Genomic DNA, 20,358 nt, shown 5'->3' with positions numbered 1-20,358 from the left:
AGAAACAATGATTCCTAGATATATTTGAATCCGAAGCACTTCAACTACCCCTCCATGATGCATAACGTTGCCATAATTTGCCGCTTGAAGCGCAGCGTAAAGTGGTCAAATTAATGGCCTTGTTAACTGTGGCCATGCTCGAACCATTTATCTGTCGACCTGTTCCTACCGAGACCAATTTCGTCAAACTCATCGTGTAGGGTTAATACTTGAACCCCTAAAATTTTTAGAGCGTCGTTAATGGGATTTAAATTCCCGTTTAAACTTATAGTAGGGCCGTAGATTACTTTACCTTTATCCCAAGCGATACTAGATTGGCCGCCATCTCCACCAAAATATTCCGTTTCAACGTAGCAAATTAATCCACTAAACGAGAGTTCCTCCAGAACTTGGACAATTGATATATTTAGATATTCAAACTCTTCATGTGGAACACTAGAATTAGCTCCCAGCTCCGTTATATCTTCAATTAAAGCTTCAGTTAAGGGCACCATGCCAAAACCTTGAGGAAGCTGAATGGATTTAGCCAACACAAAACGTTCATCCAATGCTTTTGTAGTTTCACTTTTAGCAATTATTGCTGCTATAGAATGCATTATGCAGATCCGCTAGTTACAGTTAACGCTTAAAGCTGCCGCGCAGAATGCGTCGGCTGGCTTGTATTGTTAGGTGTTGATTCCTCAGACGAAGGAAAGCTATATGAATATACTCCGGTATCACTTTCTCCGGATACAACGGATAAAAGAACATTTTTAGATACAAAATGAACTATTACCTTCTCCATGTCTGTTTGAAAAATACTCCTAACCTTAGATTCAATTTCTTGGGCTAAAGCTTTCCTTTCCTCTTCAGATAACACTGCACTAGCTTCACCTTCTGCCCTAATTTTGATGTAACCGTCTGTAGAAGATGTCACCCTGAAGCTATATTCCGGATATTCAGAGTTAAGCTCAGCTGCACTGGTTACTACTGGACCTACTCCTGGGATTAATTGAATTAAATATCCTGAGACCAGCCACAGGCAAAACAAACCGATGTAAAAATAATATTTGTGCTTCTTTAACCATTCCATAGTTGTACTGACACCTAACGCTTTTGTAATGGGCCGCATTGCTGCGAAGCAGCGCATTTAGCGGTCCAGCCCGAAGGGCGACTATTAACAAACTTGTTATGTGTCAGTTTCATAAATCACTTCTATTTCACCAACAATTTGGGCATTTAAAGCGTCGAGATCTTCCGCAGGAACCCACCACTCCAAACACTCCTTATCTCCAACACACTTCACAGGATATTTATCCATAAATTCTTTGGATACTGCAAACTTGGTTACATACCCTTTTCCAAAGTCTGTTACATTCCATTGAGTTAACCTAACTGCATATTCATAGTTAGTGACTGGGTAGAAAATTGGTTGTTCTGGTAAACGAGGAGGCCATTTCTTGTAACCCGATTCGGCAACCAAATCCAATTCCTTTTGGCCAGTAGGCCGATAGCAAATTACAGTTTCCATATTTTCCTTAATGACACATAACGCGCGTAGCATGTGTTGTAAAAGCGCGCCAGCGGTTTTGCAATCACATGCCTGCGCTTGTTAAAAGCTTTGCTGCTCATAGGTACTATTAATTTCAGACCTAGAATATCCATACTGCTCTAATAAATCTTCGAAGAACCCAACACCTTTGAGCTCACCAATCGTTTCTTGGTCTTTGTACGCAAGGCATAGCACCATACGTGCTACAGCCATTTCTTTATCACCGCTTATTCTTGGTCCGCCATTACCATCCACCCACGACCACAACTTCTCCTTCATTTCGTTTTCATCGAAGTCAGTGCCTGAACCCAGCCAGTATGCTTTCAACTCTGCATACGAATCAGAAATAGGAGATTGAAATTGTGGATTAATCTTATCGATCCACGAAATCATATACTGTGCGTATTCGTTCTTCATACTTTTAACGCCTTGCGAAGGGGCGAAATGCGCAGCATTTTGTCCCGCTTGCGCAACTTGTTAAATGCTGGCCGTTACTGAGGGATTTCAATGCCGGCAAGCTCCATTTGTTTTTTGGGGTTCCAATTTTCTGGAATAGACTCTTTTTCACCCCACCACTCACATTTATTATCAATTACCCACTCACGACGGACCTTGGCAAGACTCTCTGCACTTGAGTGCTGATCATACTCCAGGCCTGATTCAGAGCCACAGCACTCGCAGATTTCAAATGTAGTGCAATTGAACTCATCGAGAACTGTAAGATCTGAAAAACCACAAATTGGGCACCCTTGCTTATTCATACTCATGGCATTTAACGCTTTTGTAATAGGCCGCATTGCTGCGAAGCAGCGCAGTTTGCGGTCCAGCCCGAAGGGCGATTATTAACAAACTTGTTATGTCTCAAACCGCAGCACATACCAAGGACCAATGATTTGCTTCCATTCATAACCATGCTTACTAACTAGATTTCCTGTCTTAGAGTAACCGTACATAAAGCTACTATTTGGCTCATGAAATATTGTCCCTTCCTCTTCGCCAACGACAACAAAATCAACAAACCACTGACAATTTTCAGTAGCTACTCCATTTGATGCACACTGGTATGCAGGAACACCATTTACTAATAACCATCTGTAACTAGGATTTACAGCAAGCACAAGCATGAGAACTACGATAAAAAGAAAGGCAACCTTCTTTAACATTTAGGCCTCATAAAACATAACGCCCGCATAAGGGGCTGATAATGCTTGGCTATAATTGTGAAGCGAAGCGGAACTGAGCCAAGCGTTAGCAGTCCCTTCACTTAATGCGCTTGTTAGGGCTTTTATTACTCATATTGATTGCCGGAATTCAGAAATCATATCTTCCGTACATTCCAAATAACGAGCAAACAAACTAGTTAAGCCCGAAATGTTTGGAAGTTTTACTTTTTCAGCAAAATCGATTGCTTCGCTTATTTCTGTTTCTTCTCCGCCAAACTCCCAAGTATGAAGCTCGATCATTTTAAAGATTGCCTGGTCAATAGAATTGAGAAGTTCGTATTCACTGGGGCACTCAATGTTAAAGAAAACCAGTTTATCGGAAAGCAAATCCAACGCATATATTTCCTCTGAGAATTCCCATAGAGGAAGAAGCTCCCTATTTTTAAGCTCTGGCCAATAGCCTGGTTTCTCTGGGTAGCCTCTAGCGTAGAAGTAATCAGGCTGTTCAAAATACCGAGAAAGCTCACCAAACCCCTCTGATTTCAGCAAAAGCTTGATGACTTCGGGTCTCAAAGAAAGTCCTTTTATCGCGGCTTTTCGCTTGTGTTCAGGTACGCTCATAGTTTCCTTTGTAGCCCTAACATTTGTATATACGGGGGTCCGTATATCTACCCTAACCGTATTTGTTTAATAACAGATGTAAGAAATTGAAAAGGAAGGAATAATTCTGAAATGCTAAAGATTCTTCCGTGACAAACCGCGCATGCGCTATATCAATTGATATACGGGGGTCCGTGTATCTACCCCAGCTAGACTTCCATCTGTCTGATTTACTTACTTTTTTAACTTAATCTAGGCAGTAAAACAAGCAATTAACACATCGATAATTGACTAATTCGGTCACTTAATTTGCCAACCCATAAATATACTGTATATTTATACATATATTACATGGAGGTAATTGGTATGACTAAGAGCCCTTTTCTTAATAAAGTACGCAAGGAAATTCGGTTACGTGGTTACAGCATTCGTACCGAGAAAACTTATATCTACTGGATTAAGCAATTTATCTACTTCCATAAGAAGAAACACCCCGAAGCCATGGGTGCAGAAGAGGTAAAAGGCTATTTATCCAGTATGGCGGAAAACCGATCTGTAGCGATTAATACTCAAAAAGTTGCTTTAAACGCTCTCGTTTTCCTTTATCACAAGGTGCTTAATCGCCCGTTGGGCGATCTTAACTTTCGTTACGCAACAAAACAGCGTCACTTACCTACCGTTTTAACACCCGCTGAAGTTCAAAAAATCATTTCATGTACGTCAGGGCGAAATCAGACTGTTTTGAAGCTCCTTTATGGCAGCGGGCTAAGATTAAACGAATGCTTAAGATTAAGAATTCAGGACGTGGATTTAGAGCAAAATGCATTAACGGTTCGAGATGGAAAAGGAAACAAAGATAGAAAAACCTTACTAAGCCCATCGTTAAGGCCTGAACTTAAAAAGCTAATTGATACAGCCAAACAAATTCAGATAAAAGACAATGAACGTGGTATTGGCCCTTCTATGCCACATGGGCTTAATAAAAAGTACCCCAATGGCTTTAGGCAGCATAAGTGGATGTATCTGTTCCCTTCCACCAGCATTTGCTGCTATCCAGACTCTACAGACCAATGCCGCCATCACTTGCATGACACCGTCATAGGCAAAGCTTTACGTCAGGCAGTAATAGAATCTGGCATTACGGACAAAAGAATTACTTGCCATACATTCAGACATTCTTTTGCGACACATTTATTACAAGAAGGCAGAGACATTCGTACGGTACAGGAACTGCTAGGCCATAACGATGTTAAAACCACACAGATTTATACCCATGTTTTAGGTCTGCATTACGCGGGTACCAACAGCCCCTTAGAACGGCTTAATTTTGAGTAAACTAACAATCAACCCATAATTTAGACCAAAAAAAACACGCTTATAAAGCGTGTTTTTCTTAATTAATCTGAGATTAGATCTCAGTTTTGCCGCCCATGTATGATTGCAAGGCTTCTGGGATCTGGATCTTGCCATCTGCAGTTTGGTAGTTTTCCATAACTGCTAGCAATGTACGACCAACCGCTAGGCCAGAACCATTAAGCGTGTGCAGAAGCTCAGGTTTGCCTGTTTCTGGGTTTCTCCAACGCGCTTTAAGACGACGCGCTTGGAAGTCGGTCATGTTAGAAACAGAAGAGATCTCACGGTACTTATCCTGACCTGGTAACCATACTTCGATGTCGTAAGTCTTAGCGGAGCTAAAGCCTAGATCGCCACCACATAGTGTTACTACACGGTATGGAAGGTTTAGTTTCTGTAGGATGGCTTCAGCATGACGGATCATGTCTTCTAGCGCATCCCAAGATTTTGATGGCTCAACGATCTGTACCATCTCAACTTTTTCGAACTGGTGCTGACGGATCATACCGCGTGTATCACGACCAGATGAACCCGCTTCAGAACGGAAACAAGGCGTGTGCGCTGTGTACTTCATTGGCAGCTGAGCGGCATCAACGATTTCGTCACGAACGATGTTTGTTACTGGTACTTCTGCCGTTGGGATCAGGTAGTACTGGCGATCACCGAACGGTACTTTAAATAGGTCTTCACCAAACTTAGGTAGCTGACCGGTACCACGAAGGCTATCTTCGTTAACCATGTACGGTACGTAAGTTTCTGTGTATCCGTGTTCTTCAATCTGTGTATCTAGCATGAACTGGATAAGCGCACGGTGTAGACGCGCCAATTTGCCAGTCATTACAGAGAAACGAGAACCGGTCAGTTTAGCAGCCGTTTCAAAATCTAGTTCGCCGCTCTTTTCACCAAGCGCAACGTGATCTTGTGGTTCGAAATCGAATTCACGCGGTGTACCCCAACGGCGTACTTCTACGTTATCTTCTTCGTCGACACCTTCTGGTACTTCATCGCTTGGGATGTTTGGTACGCCAGAAAGTAGCTCTTCCAAGTTGTCCTGAAGGTTATTCAGCTCATCTTTAGCTGCATCCAGCTTGTTACCCAGATCAGCAACCTCTGCTAGCAATGGCTGGATATCTTCACCAGCAGCTTTTGCTTTACCAATGCCTTTCGATCGTGTGTTTCGCTCGCTCTGTAGGTTCTCAGTTTCAACCTGAAGCTGTTTACGCTGGTTTTCCAGCTCAACAAACTGATCAACCGGGAATTCAAAACCTTTTTTCTTCAGCAGCTGTGCTACTTCTTCCGGGTTAGCACGGACAATTTTTGCGTCGAGCATGAGCTTTTAAAACACCTATGTATAAAGATTAGAACAAGCGTGTAAACCAAAGGCCGCCATACATGGCAACCAAACACAGTAGAACGCTTAATAATATATAAATCGCAGCCGACATCATATGCCCTTGCTGCAGCATTGCGACAGTTTCTAACGAAAAAGTAGAAAAAGTTGTGAATGCGCCCATGAAACCAACCATTAATAGCGGTCGCATCTCTGGACTGAGTTTGGATTTTTCTAGAATTAGAACAAATAACACGCCCATCAAAAAGGAGCCAACCACATTACAAGTTAGGGTGCCGTAAGGGATACGATGCTCGGCATTATTCAGTAAGCTACTTACCCAGTAACGACCTAATGCACCCGTTGCACCACCAATGGCAATTGCGATGAGATTTAACATCCCCTAATCCTTTTCCCTGCGGTTATTCGCCTGAATAGCGTTTGAGTGGGCTTTGCTGATCGAGCTGTTTAAGGTGACGTAATTTTTCACCTATTTTCAGCTCCAAGCCTCTTTCTTGAGGATGATACCATTGCTGATCTGCAATTTCTGGCGGTAAATAAGATTCTCCAGCAGCATAAGCGTCGGGTTCATTATGCGCGTAGCGGTATTCATCACCGTAGCCCATCTCTTTCATCAAGCTGGTTGGCGCATTTCGAAGATGAACTGGCACTTCATAGCCTTGCTGTGCCTTAACATCTGCCATGCATTGATTGAAAGCCTGATAAACAGCATTACTCTTTGGCGCAGAAGCACAATAGATAGCGGCTTGCGCTATTGCCCTTTCACCTTCTGCAGGCCCAACGCGATCAAAGGCATCCCATGCTGATAAGGCAACTTGCATAGCGCGTGGATCGGCATTGCCAATATCCTCGGAGGCAATCGCCACCAGCCGTCTTGCTATATATAACGGGTCACAACCGCCATCCAGCATTCGGCAATACCAATACAAAGCCCCATCTGGCGATGAGCCTCGAACGGATTTATGAAACGCAGAGATCTGGTCGTAAAAGATATCGCCCTGTTTATCGTAACGACGCCCCGTTGATCGCAATACCTCAGTGAGAACCTCTTCATTAATCAGCTCAGTACCATCCGCTTGCGTTTCAGCTAAATCCGTTGCGATCTCTAACAGGTTTAGGGAGCGTCTAGCATCACCGTCCGCAGCTTGCGCTAAACGCGCTAACATATCGTCAGTAATCTGGAAGTTTCTATTACCCAGTCCTTTGTCGCTGTCGTTAATTGCCCGTTGTAGCACCTCAAGAATTTCACACTCTTGAAGTGACTTTAGGGTGTATACCCTCGCACGCGAAAGTAAGGCGTTGTTCAACTCAAAAGATGGGTTTTCTGTGGTTGCACCCACAAAGATGATAGTGCCGTCCTCTACATAAGGTAGAAAGGCATCCTGCTGGGATTTGTTAAAGCGGTGAACCTCATCCACAAAGAGGATCGTTTTGCGTCCACTTTGCATCGAATGCTGTTTTGCTTGCTCTACCGCGACACGAATATCTTTTACGCCCGATAAAACAGCAGAAAGTGTTATAAAGTGTGCATCAACGTGATGAGCAATCAACTTTGCGAGCGTTGTTTTCCCTACACCTGGCGGCCCCCAAAACACCATAGAATGGGCAACGCCCTGTTCTAATGTGCTCCTTAGTGGTTTGTCTGGCCCCAATAGATGAGACTGACCAATATATTCGGTCAGTGTTCTTGGACGCATACGAGCCGCTAATGGCTCGTATGCAGGCGCTTGGGAAAATAGATCCACTCTATTCCTCAATATCTACAATAACGTCTGTTCCTTCTGGAACACGGAAATAAAAGCTTTGATTGGTCACTTCTGGGTTCAGTGTCTGCTCTGCAAATACGACAGATGTACGTTGGCCTAGTGAATCTTCCAGCATCAGCTCAGAAATCACATTACCAGCAAATGCTAAACGGATGCGGCTGAAGCTGTATTGATCAGATAACGGCTTAAGATCGAAGATCTGCTCACTTCCAGTGTCTTCAATTAAACGAACTGCGTAAGTTTTCTGCAACTCGCCAATTTGGCCATTCAGAATCAATGCAGGCGCACTGTCTTGCTGAGTATCTGCTGCTCTTTGTGTCACTTGCTCTAAATCAGGATCGTAGATCCAGATATATTCACCGTCAGATACAATCTCTTGCGGGAATGGCTGCTGAGTTTCCCAGCGAAAACGATTAGGCTTAGCTAATAGCAAACTTCCTTCTGTTTTCTGTGCTTCACGGCCATTTTCAGCCAAGGTAACTTGTTCAAATTTGGCTGAAAAGCTGTCGTAACCTTGTAGTAACTCATTCAGTTTATTGGCACCATCGGTTGCAGCCATCGCAACACTGGTCCCTGCGATTAGGCAGGCTGATGCTGTATGAATAACAAATTTCTTAATGTAGCTCGTAAATCTCATACTCAAACCTTTTAGGTGATATTACATCTCACCGTTCGGAGATGGGGCTAATACTTCACGCTGCCCATTACTGCCCGCAGTACTTACAACACCAGCGGCTTCCATCGCCTCAACCATTCGAGCGGCGCGGTTATAACCAATTTTAAGCTTACGCTGCACGCTGGAAATCGATGCTTTGCGGGTTTCCAATACAAATGCGACCGCTTCGTCATATAGCGGGTCTTGTTCATCATCGAACAGTGAACCTGAACCTCCGCCGTCTGAAACAGCATCACCTTCAGTAATCTCAGTAATATAATCTGGCTGACCTAGTTTCTTCCAGGCCTCTACCACGCGATGCACTTCGTCATCACTTACAAATGCACCATGCACACGGTTTGGCAAGCTGGTACCAGCAGGTAGATAAAGCATGTCACCCCAACCTAACAGGTGCTCCGCACCGGACTGATCCAAGATCGTTCTGGAATCGATTCGTGAAGATACCTGGAAAGCGATACGCGTTGGGATATTTGCCTTAATCAGACCAGTAATAACATCAACCGATGGACGCTGAGTCGCTAGGATTAAGTGGATACCGGCAGCACGGGCCTTTTGAGCGATACGTGCAATTAGCTCTTCTACCTTCTTACCTACGATCATCATCATGTCGGCGAATTCGTCGATCACAACAACAATGTAAGGTAGTGGTTCGAGCTCAGGTGCAGGTGTACCGAATGGCTCGCCATGCTCTTCTGCATTCCAAAGTGGATCTAGTAGAGGCTCGCCTTTCTTACGTGCTTCATCAATCTTGTCGTTAAAGCCGGCTAGGTTACGTACACCCATCTTAGCCATAAGACGGTAACGTCGCTCCATCTCGCCCACACACCAGCGTAGACCCGATGCAGCATCTTTCATGTCGGTAATAACTGGCGTTAATAGATGCGGAATACCTTCGTAGATTGAAAGCTCCAACATCTTAGGGTCGACTAGGATTAAACGCACCTCTTCTGGTGTTGCTTTGAATAGCAACGATAGAAGCATGGCGTTTACACCGACCGATTTACCCGAACCTGTTGTACCCGCCACCAGCAAGTGAGGCATTTTGGCAAGGTTTGCTACCACAGGATTACCCGCAATATCGTTACCTAAACCAATTGTTACTTTAGAACCGGCTGAAAGGTACGGTTTAGAACTCAGTACTTCGCTTAGATGTACGGTTAGACGAGATTCATTTGGTATCTCAATACCTACTACAGACTTACCTGCAATAACCTCAACCACACGCACACTGGTCACGGCCATAGAACGAGCAAGATCTTTAGCTAGGTTGGTAATTTTGCTGGCTTTAACACCCGGTGCAGGCTGGATCTCAAATCGAGTGATTACAGGGCCAGGATTTACCTCGACTACCTCCGCGATTACACCAAAGTCTTTTAGCTTACTCTCAAGCAAGCGAGACATCTGCTCTAACTCATCTGGCGAGTAACCCGTATCTGTGTTCAGTTCTGGTGGATCTAAAAGCTCTAACGGCGGAATCTTGCGTGCAGGTTTACGTTTTGGAGCACCGGCTTCGTCCAAACCAAGCTCTTTATCTTGCATTGGCTTATGCGTTTCAGACAGCGGTACGATTTTAACTTGCGGTTTAGCGTCTTCTGCTACTGTTGGTGTAACAACTGGAACTGATTCTGGAGATGTTGCCAATACAGCTTGTACAACTTCTGGCTCTTCCACCGTTTGTTTTACAGGTTTCGCTTTCACTGGCTCAGGTGCAGTGAGAATTTCACCCGTTTCAGTATCAATATGCTCTTCTATCTGCTGCTCAACTTGAGGATCCTGGCGAGTACTCTGAGGTCTCACTAAAGAAACCTCTTCAACTGCTGATTCTTTATTTTCAGCAGTATCCATGACACCTGCAGAACTGAATCGAGAGGCAAATTTCTCTTCGATCGTGACTGGTTTAGCAATGTCAGAGTAACTCGGTTCAATACGGTCATTAACTAATGGAGGTGCTTGTTCTTCGAATTGATCTTTTATGTAGTCTCTTTGCAGAGTCGCTTCGGCTTTAGAAAGCTCGTCATCAGAAAGATTTAGAGAAGCCTCTGTTTCTTCTTTCTGTGGTAAGACGGATTCAGTCGATTTAACAACCTTCTGCCCTACTCGCTCCAGCACTGTACCCCAACCCATTTCTAACAATAGGGTTAATCCAAATAAAAGTAACGCAAATAGCACTAAGGAACTGCCCAGCACACTTAACAGAGATACTGCTAAATCAGAAACCGCTTCACCTAAAATACCACCCGCAGTAAAAGGATAATCCAAACCAGTGTTGGAGATGTGAGTTGCACTCAACGCACTGAAAGCCGTTAAAAACAGCAAAGCGCCAGTTAATCGCAACATAAAGAAAGGAATAACATCCAAAGCACCGCTATGCTTTCTAAACAGAAAACGGCCGGTTTGATACAAAATTAGAAGCGGTATAAAAAACGAAGCTAGCCCCAGACCAGATATAAGAAGATCAGCAATCCAAGCACCCACAGGGCCTGCTAAATTGCTAATCTCTGGCTGATAGCCAAGGTGGGACCATCCAGAATCCTTTGGATTAAATCCTAGTAAAGCCACGATTAAAAACAGGCTGACCGTAACAACAACGATTAAACTCGATTCACGGCTGATTCTTACAAGTAATTCGGGAAAACTTAAACGTTGTCCGTTGTCGGTCGCGCTCAAGGGCGAAGCTCCATAGATCTGTATTAAAAAACCAATGACTACAATAACATAATTTAATCCGCGACTAACGGTTGAAGCGCATTGGTTTATAATTCATAGTTACGAGATGCAGGTTTTCTTTACTCATATCTGTAATATATCTGCACTGAATTTATACTAAGCTTTTGTATCTGAATCATTTCAATGGATGCACCCTATGTCTCTGACCAATTTGCATACAGACAACCGCCGTGCTTTAACCTTTCCAATTGGTTCAAGTATGTATGGTATCGATGTCAGCAACATTCTTTCGTTTTCAGATAGCTTCGGTGAAATAAAGTATTCCACTGAGCACGTTGATGGATTTATCGGTTATTTAGATTTCCGAAACACCTTAGTGCAAGTCTTTGAGTGCGCAACTTCACTCGCTCACAGCAAAGAAAGAGACACGATTTTAGAACTTATCGCTGAAATCAAAGTTTATCAGCAGGCTCATATCGACTGGATGGACGCTTTAGAGCATTCAATTCGCTCTAGCGAGCCATTTACAAAAGCACGTGACCCTCATGCCTGTGCATTTGGTCAATGGTTTTATAGCTACAAAACTGAAGATGATGGTTTAAGAGCGTTGCTCGACAAGATCGAACAGCCTCATAAGGACATCCACTCTTTAGGCGATAAACTTTTAGATATCGCATCTGCTGGCAATCAGGAAGAAGCGGTTGAAATGCTGCGCATTGAGCGCCAGACCTCTCTGAAAAAGCTCCTACGTACTCTTGAGCATATTCAGGAATACCTCAAAAACAGCATCCACCCAATCGTTTTGCATCTCACGAAAGATGGCCGCACACCTTGGTTCTCTATGGTCTTGGATAATATCGGTGATATTATCGACTACTCTCCGGTGGCCATGGATAATCTTAAAACGATTGATCAAAGCACACCTATCGAAGGTTATGTAAGAGACCCTTCTGGTGAAAGCTTTATGATGCTGTCATTAGAACAATTCTATGAACACGCCAGTGCAAAACTCAGCATGGCGGGTTGATTTTTTCTTAGTGCACCCCATTAATACACTCATAACTTTTTAACGGATTCATTTTTTTACTATGAGCGACGTACAACATCACCAGTTAATTATTCTTGGAAGCGGCCCTGCGGGCTACACAGCAGCCGTTTACGCAGCACGTGCAAACCTAAACCCAGTTGTTATTACCGGTATGCAGGCTGGCGGTCAGCTAACAACTACAACCGACGTTGACAACTGGCCTGGTGACGTTGACGGTGTTCAAGGTCCTGAATTGATGCAGCGCATGCAACAGCACGCTGAGCGCTTCGATACTCAAGTAATCTTCGATCACATTAACGAAACTGATCTTCAAAACCGTCCTTTCCGTCTTAAGGGTGACATGGGCGAGTACACTTGTGATGCGCTAATTATCTCTACAGGCGCTTCTGCTCAATACCTAGGCCTACCTTCAGAAGAAGCGTTTGCGGGCAAAGGCGTATCTGCATGTGCTACATGTGACGGTTTCTTCTACCGCGGCCAGAAAGTGGCTGTTGTAGGTGGCGGTAACACTGCTGTTGAAGAAGCGCTGTACCTATCTAACATCGCTGAAGAAGTAACACTGATCCACCGTCGTGATTCTTTGCGTTCTGAAAAGATCCTTCAAGATAAAATCCTTGATCGTGCAGAAAACGGTAACATCAACATCATTTGGAACCACACACTTGAAGAAGTTGTAGGTGACGATTCTGGTGTTACAGGCCTCCGCCTTAAGAGCACAACTGATGGTGCTGAACAGAACCTAGATGTTGCGGGCGTATTTATCGCAATTGGCCACAAGCCAAACACAGATATCTTCGAAGGCCAGCTTGAAATGAAAGATGGCTACCTTAAGATTCAATCAGGTCTTGAAGGTAACGCAACTCAAACATCTGTTGAAGGTGTTTATGCTGCAGGTGACGTATGTGACCACATCTACCGTCAGGCAATCACATCCGCCGGTTTCGGCTGCATGGCTGCGCTTGATGCAGAGCGCTTCCTAGACGATCTAGAAAAATAAGTGAGACTGAAGCTGCCTTCATGGCAGCTTCTTTTTTTATGCTTCCTTGGTTACAAGATTCAAACGATCCATTTCCTCCTATCGATCAAGCTTTAGAAGATCCAAATGGATTATTAGCGGCAGGCGGTGATTTAACGCCTGAACGCTTGGTATCTGCTTATCGAATGGGAATTTTCCCTTGGTACAGCCCTGGCGAACCGATTCTATGGTGGAGCCCAAGTCCTCGCTGTGTCATTACGCCAGATGAGATGCATGTTTCTCGTAGCATGCGAAAACGTCTTAAGAAAGATGACTACCGAGTCGAATTCGATAAAAATTTTGCTGATGTCATTGCAGCATGTGCAGAACCACGTAAAGGCGAAGATAGCACTTGGATCACCAACGATATCCAAAGCGCATATAACCACCTACACAAACTGGGTGTTGCCCACTCAGTAGAGGTGTACATGGACGGAGAGCTGGTCGGTGGTCTTTATGGTTTAGCGATCGGAAAACTGTTCTTTGGCGAATCAATGTTTAGTCGAAAACGCGATGCTTCTAAAATTGCGCTAATAAAAATGGTCGAACAGCTCGAAAAGTGGGGCTATGCTTTAATTGACTGCCAGGTAAGCAATGAGCACCTGTTTTCATTAGGCGCCTATGAGATACCAAGAGAGTCATTTCAAAGCTATTTGGATAAATACCTTGATCAACCGCTCGACCATAGCTGGCAGTTTGAAACACATGGCGATTAATTGGAGTTAAGTGTGACGAACCTTAGGACTTTGCACTTTTATGCCACACCAGAACACGATTGCAGCTATCTAGAAAACAAAACAGCTAAAACTCTGTTTGTTGATCCGCATGCTGACATTGACCAATATACCTACGGTCAGCTCTCCGACCTGGGCTTTCGCCGCAGTGGTAAGCACATCTACCGTCCCCATTGTGATGGCTGTAACGCGTGCATATCCGTCCGAATCCCTTTAGCAATTTTCCAGCTCAAGAAAAGCCAAAAACGAATTATCAATAAAAACAAAGATTTAACCGTTACAGTTAAATCAGCTCACTTTACCGAAGAGTATTACACACTCTACTCTCGCTACATCAATGAACGTCATCAAGATGGGGATATGTATCCACCCAGTCTTGATCAATTCAACTCATTCTTGGTTGAAGGCGAGGAACATACGCAGTTTTTAGAATTCCGAGACGGCGATTCTAATCTGCTAGCTGTCAGCGTGATTGATCGTCTACAGCAAGGCCTATCAGCCATTTATACTTTCTATGATCCCTCTTTCCCTAAACGCAGCTTGGGCACCTACTGCATTTTATGGCAACTTCAACACTGCCAAGATGAAGGTCTAAATTATTTATACTTAGGCTATTGGGTTAAAGAGTGCCGTAAGATGAGCTACAAAATCGCTTTCCAGCCGTTTGAACTACTAATTGATGGCTACTGGACGCTAGTAAAACCCGAATAACCTTCATATATATAAACAAAACCGTATGTTGCTGTAATTGTCTTTGATAATGCCCTTTTTTTCAGGCACAATACCGCGCAATTATTCGGTCCAGAGTTTCTGGAGATCCTCAACAAGGTAGAGAATTAATGGCTAAAGAAGATAGCATTGAAATGGAAGGCACCGTGGTTGACACGCTCCCGAACACTATGTTCCGTGTTGAGCTGGAAAACGGCCACGTTGTTACTGCACACATCTCAGGTAAGATGCGTAAAAACTACATCCGTATCCTGACAGGCGATAAAGTTAAAGTAGAACTAACTCCATACGACCTAAGTAAAGGCCGTATCGTTTATCGCGCGCGTTAATCATTGCTTTCTCCCTGCTTCAGCAGGACAGAATTTAAAAAGGCAGCCTAATGGCTGCCTTTTTTGTGTCTTGAATGACCTGCTTATGCGCAGGTCATCGCTTCTACACTGATCTCACCATCTTCATCGACACTAATGGCAACTTCACCACCCTCTTCGGATAGCTCACCAAATAAAATCATCTCAGCTAACGGCTTCTTCAGCTTCTCTTGAATCAAGCGTTTCATTGGGCGTGCACCCATCTGCTCATCGTAGCCCTTCTCTGCAAACCAAGTACGGGCTTCATCATCTAGATGCAGTACTACACGCTTATCTTCTAACTGAACTTGAAGCTCAGCAAAGAACTTATCAACCACACCTTTAATAATGCCAGTTGTAAGGGCTTTGAACTGAATAATGCCATCAAGACGGTTTCGGAACTCCGGCGTGAACATCTTACGTATAGCAGCCATACCATCAGAGGCATGATTTTGCTTAGTAAAGCCAATAGATGCGCGGCTCATATCTTCCGCTCCTGCATTGGTAGTCATTACCAAAATCACATTACGGAAATCTGCTTTGCGACCGTTGTTATCCGTTAAAGTACCGCTATCCATTACCTGTAGTAATAGATTGAATACCTCTGGATGCGCCTTCTCAATTTCATCAAGCAACAGAACACAATGTGGAGACTTTGTGATCGCCTCTGTCAGTAAGCCACCTTGGTCATAACCAACATAGCCAGGAGGTGCACCAATCAAACGAGAAACGGTATGACGCTCCATATACTCAGACATATCAAAACGAACCAGCTCAATCCCCATGATACGTGCTAGCTGCTGCGTTACTTCTGTTTTACCGACACCGGTTGGACCAGCGAACAAGAAACAACCTACAGGCTTATCTGGCTCTTTAAGACCAGCACGGGAAAGCTTGATTGCAGAAGATAGCGTATCGATCGCTTCGTCCTGACCAAGAACAACCATCTTAAGATTGCTATCCAGTTTAGCCAGCTGATTCTTATCAGACGCAGAAACACTTTTAGGCGGAATACGGGCAATCTTAGCGACAATCGCCTCGATATCTTCCGTACCAATCTCTGCTTTACGCAGCTCTTTAGGCAATAGACGCTGGTAAGCCCCGGCTTCATCAATCACATCGATTGCTTTGTCAGGCATATGCTTATCGTTGATGTAGCGACCTGCTAGCTCTGCAGCTGCACGTAGCGCTTCATCACTGTAAGCAAGTTCATGGTGTTCCTCAAAACGACCTTTAAGGCCTTTAAGAATCGCATAGGTATCTTCGATACTAGGCTCAAGGACGTCTACTTTCTGGAAACGACGTGCTAATGCACGATCTTTCTCAAATATTCCGTGGAATTCTTGGAAAGTGGTAGAACCGATACAACGGATTTGACCTGAACTTAGCAGTGGTTTAAGTAGGTTTGATGCGTCCATAGAGCCACCAGACGCTGCACCAGCACCGATGATAGTATGAATTTCATCAATAAATAGAATCGCGTGATCTTTACCTTTGATCTCATTTAAAAGACCTTTAAGGCGTTTCTCAAAATCACCACGGTATTTAGTACCTGCAAGCAAAGCACCTAGATCAAGCGAGTATACGATCGACTCTTTGATAATTTCAGGTACTTTGTCTTCAACGATCAACTTCGCTAGACCTTCAGCAATCGCTGTTTTACCTACACCCGCTTCACCTACTAATAGAGGGTTGTTCTTACGGCGGCGAGATAGAATCTGAACGACACGCTCAACCTCAGAATCCCGCCCTACAAGAGGATCAATGCGACCGCTTTCAGCTTCAGCATTCAAATTGATTGCATATTTAGCGAGCGGACTATCATCCTTCTCTTCACCTGCAGTCTCACTCTCAACCGAAGCATCAGAGTGCTCGTGATCGTGCTCCGACATTTTAGAAATGCCATGCGAGATGTAATTGACCGTATCGATTCGCTCAATACCATGCTGCTGCAGAATATAAACAGCCTGACTTTCTTGCTCGCTAAAAATCGCTACAAGTACGTTTGCTCCAGTAACTTCATTCTTACCAGATGACTGAACATGGAACACCGCACGCTGAAGTACTCGCTGAAATCCGAGTGTTGGTTGCGTTTCCAAATCAGGTAGTGTTTCAGATAATAAAGGCGTAGTTTCTTCGATGAACGAAGAAAGGTTCTGCCTAATACCTTCAAAGTTAGCACCACAGGCTGCAAGAACTTCATGCGCCTCATAATTATCCAACAACGCCAGCAACAAATGTTCGACAGTTATAAATTCATGTCGCTTTTCCTTTGCGGCTTGGAAAGCTGCACTGAGCGTGTCTTCGAGTTCTCGGTTTAACATAACGGTTCCTCTTCAGACTTTCTCGACTTCACATAGCAGAGGGTGATTATTGTCTCTCGCATATTGATTAACTATAGCTGCTTTCGTGTCAGCTACATCACGGGTAAAAATTCCACATACTCCTTTCCCTTGAGTATGGACCGATAACATCACTTGTGTAGCTTTTTCTTGGTCCATATTAAAAAACATCATGAGCACAGCCACGACGAAATCCATTGGTGTATAGTCGTCGTTCATCAAAACCACACGATACATCGATGGTTTCTTAAGTTGTGGCTTTGCTTCTTCCGTGACTAATCCGTGATCATGATCAAAATCTTCATGTTCATCTTCATTAGACATTCGAATTACTTTTTGTTCAAAATCAATAGACATCTAACATTCTTCTAAATTTACGCTAATATTTACTACTGAACAGTGATTGTACACTTGTCACATATTCTGTGGGTGGTGCTATAATCAGAATAGCAGGATAGGCAAGGCCCCAGTAGTACCTGCAACTTTTAGGGGACAACCTTTAGCAACTATTCTAGCAGCTAAAGGGAGTACGTTCAGGTTAGTAATCCAATTGTAGTTTTGGATACGGGAGTTAGTTATGCAGACAGGGAAAGTAAAGTGGTTCAACAATTCTAAAGGATATGGTTTTATCCTATCAGATGAACATGAAGAGGATCTCTTTGCTCATTATTCTGCGATAGAAGTAGATGGCTATAAGAGTCTCAAAGCAGGCCAACAAGTTGAGTTTGAAACCCAGCCGGGTCCCAAAGGTACTCATGCCGTACAAATCAAACCTTTAGTAACCCAATAATAAAAAGGTTAAATCGATAGACTAAAAAACCAGCATGAAGCTGGTTTTTTTGTGTCTGTTAGAAACTAACTACATATTCTTGATAATTGCTTCACCAAACTCAGAGCTTGATAACAACTGAGCTCCGTCCATAAGACGTTCAAAGTCGTAGGTTACGGTTTTAGCAGCAATAGCGCCATCCATACCCTTAATAATCAGATCTGCAGCTTCTGACCAACCTAAATGCCTTAACATCATTTCGGCAGATAGAATCAGAGAACCTGGATTCACCATATCTTTACCTGCATATTTAGGTGCGGTTCCATGAGTTGCTTCAAATATCGCAACTTCATCTGATAGGTTGGCACCCGGGGCGATCCCTATACCTCCCACTTCCGCAGCCAAGGCGTCTGAAAGGTAATCACCATTTAAATTTAGCGTTGCGACTACGTCATACTCAGCGGGCCTAAGCAGAATCTGCTGCAACATCGCATCCGCTATTACATCTTTAATTATAATTTCTTTACCTGTGTTTGGATTTTGAAAGCTCATCCAAGGGCCTCCATCTTTAAGCTTTGCTCCAAACTCTTCTGCCGCCAATTCGTAGCCCCAATCTTTAAAAGCACCTTCGGTAAATTTCATGATATTACCTTTATGTACCAACGTTAGGGATTCCCGATCGTTATCCACGCAGTACTGCAACGCTTTCCTTACTAGGCGCTTTGTTCCTTGCTCAGATACAGGCTTCACACCAATACCGCACTGTTGATCGAAACGAATTTTGGTAACACCCATCTCCTCTTTTAAAAATCGAATCACTTTCTCTGCTTCAGGCGAGCCAGCCTGCCACTCTACTCCAGCGTAGATATCTTCTGAATTTTCCCTATAGATCACCATATCCACATCTTCTGGTTTTATGACTGGGCTCGGTACGCCTTTAAACCAACGCACCGGTCTTTGGCAGACATAAAGATCAAGCTCCTGACGTAAGGCAACATTAAGCGAACGAATACCACCACCTACAGGTGTAGTTAATGGCCCTTTAATCCCAACAGCAAATTCCTTAAAAGCTTCCAAGGTTTCATCTGGCAGCCATGTATCTTGCTCGTATACTGAGGTAGCCTTCTCACCAGCAAAAACTTCCATCCAGGATATTGAACGGTCACCTCCATAGGCTTTATTGACCGCAGCATCAACCACGCTGATCATCGGAGGAGTCACATCCATACCAATCCCATCTCCTTCTATATAAGGAATAATAGGGTTATCAGGAACATTTAATGAATGATCTTGATTAACTGTTATCTTGTCGCCATCAGGTACAGAAATATTTTTATAACCCATAATCTACTCCAACTCGATTTGTTACACCGCAGAAGCTGTGATCAGTGATATGATTGCGCTACAGGATCAGTATAGATCAGCATTATCCCTTTGATTGATCGCACCATGCTTTAAAGAACTGAAAAACAATGAGCCAGCTATTACTTTTTAATAAACCTTTTCAAGTACTTACTCAGTTCACTACCAATGACGATAAAAGCACACTAGCCGATTTTATTGATCAGCCGGGCTATTATGCTGCTGGCCGATTAGATTATGACTCTGAAGGCTTACTGATTCTTACCAATGAAGGCGCTGTACAACATTACTTAGCTAATCCTAAATTTAAGCAAGAAAAAACATACTGGGCCCAAGTTGAAGGAGAGATCACTGAGACTGCTTTGAATGCCTTACGTAAAGGCGTTGAACTCAAAGACGGTATAACTCGTCCAGCAAAAGCCAAGGTGATCGATGAACCTGATATATGGCCTCGTAATCCACCCATTCGCGAACGTAAAAATCAGCCTACCAGCTGGGTCGAATTGAAAATTACTGAAGGCAAAAATAGACAAGTAAGACGAATGACTGCAGCCGTTGGCTTCCCAACCCTACGCCTAATTCGCTATGCAATTGGTGATTGGACATTAGACAGTCTAAAGCCTGGGAACTCTAAGTTAGTCGAAGTCACTTTAAACCTACCGAAAAACAGTAAAAACACCACGAGTCGCAGGCCTCATAACAACAGGAATAACCGACAACAGATTCGAAATACAAAGCGCACAAGGAAATAGTTAATAGATTAATAAGCTTTAATATCCAATCATTGCCATATATTCTTAGCAATTCACGAGCAAGTATTTGATTTAGTACTAAAATATTCTTAAATACTTGAATAAGCTCTGAACTGTCTAACTAAAAGAATGGCTAGTTGATTAAAGGATTAC

Annotated in this window: 23 protein-coding genes; 8 read left to right on the top strand and 15 right to left on the bottom strand. The window is 43.6% G+C overall.

All coding sequences use genetic code 11. From position 1 onward, the window contains the following. Window positions 1-122: 122 nt before the first annotated feature. From ACMXYS_RS07635 to ACMXYS_RS07605, 7 genes are all read right to left on the bottom strand, one after another. Window positions 123-596 carry a hypothetical protein gene (locus tag ACMXYS_RS07635; RefSeq protein WP_415898134.1) on the bottom strand — a complete coding sequence of 158 codons (474 nt, stop codon included), beginning with the start codon at window positions 594-596 and terminating at the stop codon, window positions 123-125. A gap of 29 nt (window positions 597-625) precedes the next feature. Next, window positions 626-1,072 (bottom strand): hypothetical protein, encoded by a 447-nt coding sequence (locus tag ACMXYS_RS07630; protein WP_415898133.1) that lies wholly within the window; start codon window positions 1,070-1,072, stop codon window positions 626-628. 96 nt (window positions 1,073-1,168) lie between these two features. Continuing rightward, entirely contained in the window at window positions 1,169-1,510 is a 342-nt protein-coding gene (locus ACMXYS_RS07625; protein ID WP_415898132.1) for a hypothetical protein, read from the bottom strand. 81 nt (window positions 1,511-1,591) lie between these two features. Next, the gene (locus tag ACMXYS_RS07620; protein WP_415898131.1) at window positions 1,592-1,948 is read right to left on the bottom strand and encodes a hypothetical protein; all 357 of its coding nucleotides are present in this window, start codon (window positions 1,946-1,948) and stop codon (window positions 1,592-1,594) included. Between the two features lie 74 nt (window positions 1,949-2,022). Further along, on the bottom strand, window positions 2,023-2,298 hold the full coding sequence (locus tag ACMXYS_RS07615) for a hypothetical protein (protein ID WP_415898130.1): 276 nt from the start codon (window positions 2,296-2,298) through the stop codon (window positions 2,023-2,025). A gap of 87 nt (window positions 2,299-2,385) precedes the next feature. Further along, complete coding sequence (locus tag ACMXYS_RS07610) at window positions 2,386-2,694, bottom strand: hypothetical protein (protein ID WP_415898129.1); 309 nt, start codon at window positions 2,692-2,694, stop codon at window positions 2,386-2,388. 129 nt (window positions 2,695-2,823) lie between these two features. Continuing rightward, window positions 2,824-3,315: a hypothetical protein gene (locus ACMXYS_RS07605; RefSeq protein WP_415898128.1), complete on the bottom strand. Its 492-nt coding sequence runs from the start codon at window positions 3,313-3,315 to the stop codon at window positions 2,824-2,826. A 345-nt stretch (window positions 3,316-3,660) separates the two neighbouring features. Between ACMXYS_RS07605 and ACMXYS_RS07600 the strand changes: the two genes are divergently transcribed. Continuing rightward, complete coding sequence (locus tag ACMXYS_RS07600) at window positions 3,661-4,629, top strand: integron integrase (protein WP_415898127.1); 969 nt, start codon at window positions 3,661-3,663, stop codon at window positions 4,627-4,629. 73 nt (window positions 4,630-4,702) lie between these two features. Here ACMXYS_RS07600 and serS read toward each other — a convergent pair whose 3' ends face one another. The 5 genes from serS to ACMXYS_RS07575 are packed head-to-tail and all read right to left on the bottom strand — an operon-like array spanning window position 4,703 to window position 11,107. Beyond that, window positions 4,703-5,977, bottom strand: a complete 1,275-nt coding sequence (serS, locus tag ACMXYS_RS07595; RefSeq protein ID WP_415898126.1) for a serine--tRNA ligase — start codon at window positions 5,975-5,977, stop codon at window positions 4,703-4,705. Between the two features lie 28 nt (window positions 5,978-6,005). Beyond that, complete coding sequence (gene crcB / locus ACMXYS_RS07590) at window positions 6,006-6,377, bottom strand: fluoride efflux transporter CrcB (protein ID WP_415884872.1); 372 nt, start codon at window positions 6,375-6,377, stop codon at window positions 6,006-6,008. Between the two features lie 22 nt (window positions 6,378-6,399). Then, window positions 6,400-7,695 (bottom strand): replication-associated recombination protein A, encoded by a 1,296-nt coding sequence (locus ACMXYS_RS07585; RefSeq protein ID WP_415898240.1) that lies wholly within the window; start codon window positions 7,693-7,695, stop codon window positions 6,400-6,402. Window positions 7,696-7,744: 49 nt separating this feature from the next. Further along, the gene (gene lolA, locus ACMXYS_RS07580; RefSeq protein ID WP_415884481.1) at window positions 7,745-8,401 is read right to left on the bottom strand and encodes an outer membrane lipoprotein chaperone LolA; all 657 of its coding nucleotides are present in this window, start codon (window positions 8,399-8,401) and stop codon (window positions 7,745-7,747) included. Between the two features lie 21 nt (window positions 8,402-8,422). Then, window positions 8,423-11,107, bottom strand: a complete 2,685-nt coding sequence (locus ACMXYS_RS07575; RefSeq protein ID WP_415898125.1) for a DNA translocase FtsK 4TM domain-containing protein — start codon at window positions 11,105-11,107, stop codon at window positions 8,423-8,425. A gap of 196 nt (window positions 11,108-11,303) precedes the next feature. On the opposite strand from ACMXYS_RS07575, the gene ACMXYS_RS07570 reads away from it, so the two are divergent. From ACMXYS_RS07570 to infA, 5 genes are all read left to right on the top strand, one after another. Next, entirely contained in the window at window positions 11,304-12,134 is an 831-nt protein-coding gene (locus ACMXYS_RS07570; RefSeq protein ID WP_415898124.1) for a CZB domain-containing protein, read from the top strand. Between the two features lie 61 nt (window positions 12,135-12,195). Then, on the top strand, window positions 12,196-13,152 hold the full coding sequence (trxB, locus tag ACMXYS_RS07565; RefSeq protein WP_415898123.1) for a thioredoxin-disulfide reductase: 957 nt from the start codon (window positions 12,196-12,198) through the stop codon (window positions 13,150-13,152). Window positions 13,153-13,172: 20 nt separating this feature from the next. Next, a complete protein-coding gene (aat, locus tag ACMXYS_RS07560) occupies window positions 13,173-13,886 on the top strand; it encodes a leucyl/phenylalanyl-tRNA--protein transferase (RefSeq protein WP_415898122.1) in 714 nt (237 codons plus the stop codon). A 12-nt stretch (window positions 13,887-13,898) separates the two neighbouring features. Then, on the top strand, window positions 13,899-14,615 hold the full coding sequence (locus ACMXYS_RS07555; protein WP_415898121.1) for an arginyltransferase: 717 nt from the start codon (window positions 13,899-13,901) through the stop codon (window positions 14,613-14,615). A 128-nt stretch (window positions 14,616-14,743) separates the two neighbouring features. Continuing rightward, window positions 14,744-14,962: a translation initiation factor IF-1 gene (gene infA / locus ACMXYS_RS07550; protein WP_027853708.1), complete on the top strand. Its 219-nt coding sequence runs from the start codon at window positions 14,744-14,746 to the stop codon at window positions 14,960-14,962. A gap of 83 nt (window positions 14,963-15,045) precedes the next feature. On the opposite strand, the gene clpA is transcribed toward infA, so the two are convergent. Together clpA and clpS are read right to left on the bottom strand one after the other, a co-directional pair. Further along, window positions 15,046-17,304: an ATP-dependent Clp protease ATP-binding subunit ClpA gene (gene clpA / locus ACMXYS_RS07545; RefSeq protein ID WP_415898120.1), complete on the bottom strand. Its 2,259-nt coding sequence runs from the start codon at window positions 17,302-17,304 to the stop codon at window positions 15,046-15,048. A gap of 12 nt (window positions 17,305-17,316) precedes the next feature. Continuing rightward, window positions 17,317-17,679, bottom strand: a complete 363-nt coding sequence (clpS, locus tag ACMXYS_RS07540) for an ATP-dependent Clp protease adapter ClpS (RefSeq protein ID WP_415884474.1) — start codon at window positions 17,677-17,679, stop codon at window positions 17,317-17,319. A 220-nt stretch (window positions 17,680-17,899) separates the two neighbouring features. On the opposite strand from clpS, the gene cspD reads away from it, so the two are divergent. Then, complete coding sequence (cspD, locus tag ACMXYS_RS07535; protein WP_415884473.1) at window positions 17,900-18,112, top strand: cold shock domain-containing protein CspD; 213 nt, start codon at window positions 17,900-17,902, stop codon at window positions 18,110-18,112. Between the two features lie 69 nt (window positions 18,113-18,181). On the opposite strand, the gene icd is transcribed toward cspD, so the two are convergent. Then, a complete protein-coding gene (icd, locus tag ACMXYS_RS07530) occupies window positions 18,182-19,435 on the bottom strand; it encodes an NADP-dependent isocitrate dehydrogenase (RefSeq protein WP_415898119.1) in 1,254 nt (417 codons plus the stop codon). Window positions 19,436-19,563: 128 nt separating this feature from the next. Here icd and ACMXYS_RS07525 point away from each other — a divergent pair, with 128 nt between their 5' ends. Continuing rightward, window positions 19,564-20,205 (top strand): pseudouridine synthase, encoded by a 642-nt coding sequence (locus ACMXYS_RS07525; RefSeq protein ID WP_415898118.1) that lies wholly within the window; start codon window positions 19,564-19,566, stop codon window positions 20,203-20,205. Window positions 20,206-20,358 lie beyond the last annotated feature (153 nt).

This window comes from Neptuniibacter sp. QD57_21 (assembly GCF_047778075.1).
In the GTDB taxonomy this organism is placed as follows: domain Bacteria; phylum Pseudomonadota; class Gammaproteobacteria; order Pseudomonadales; family Balneatricaceae; genus Neptuniibacter.
Note: the sequence above shows the minus strand (reverse complement) of the source record. Positions and strands in the feature narration are given on the sequence as shown.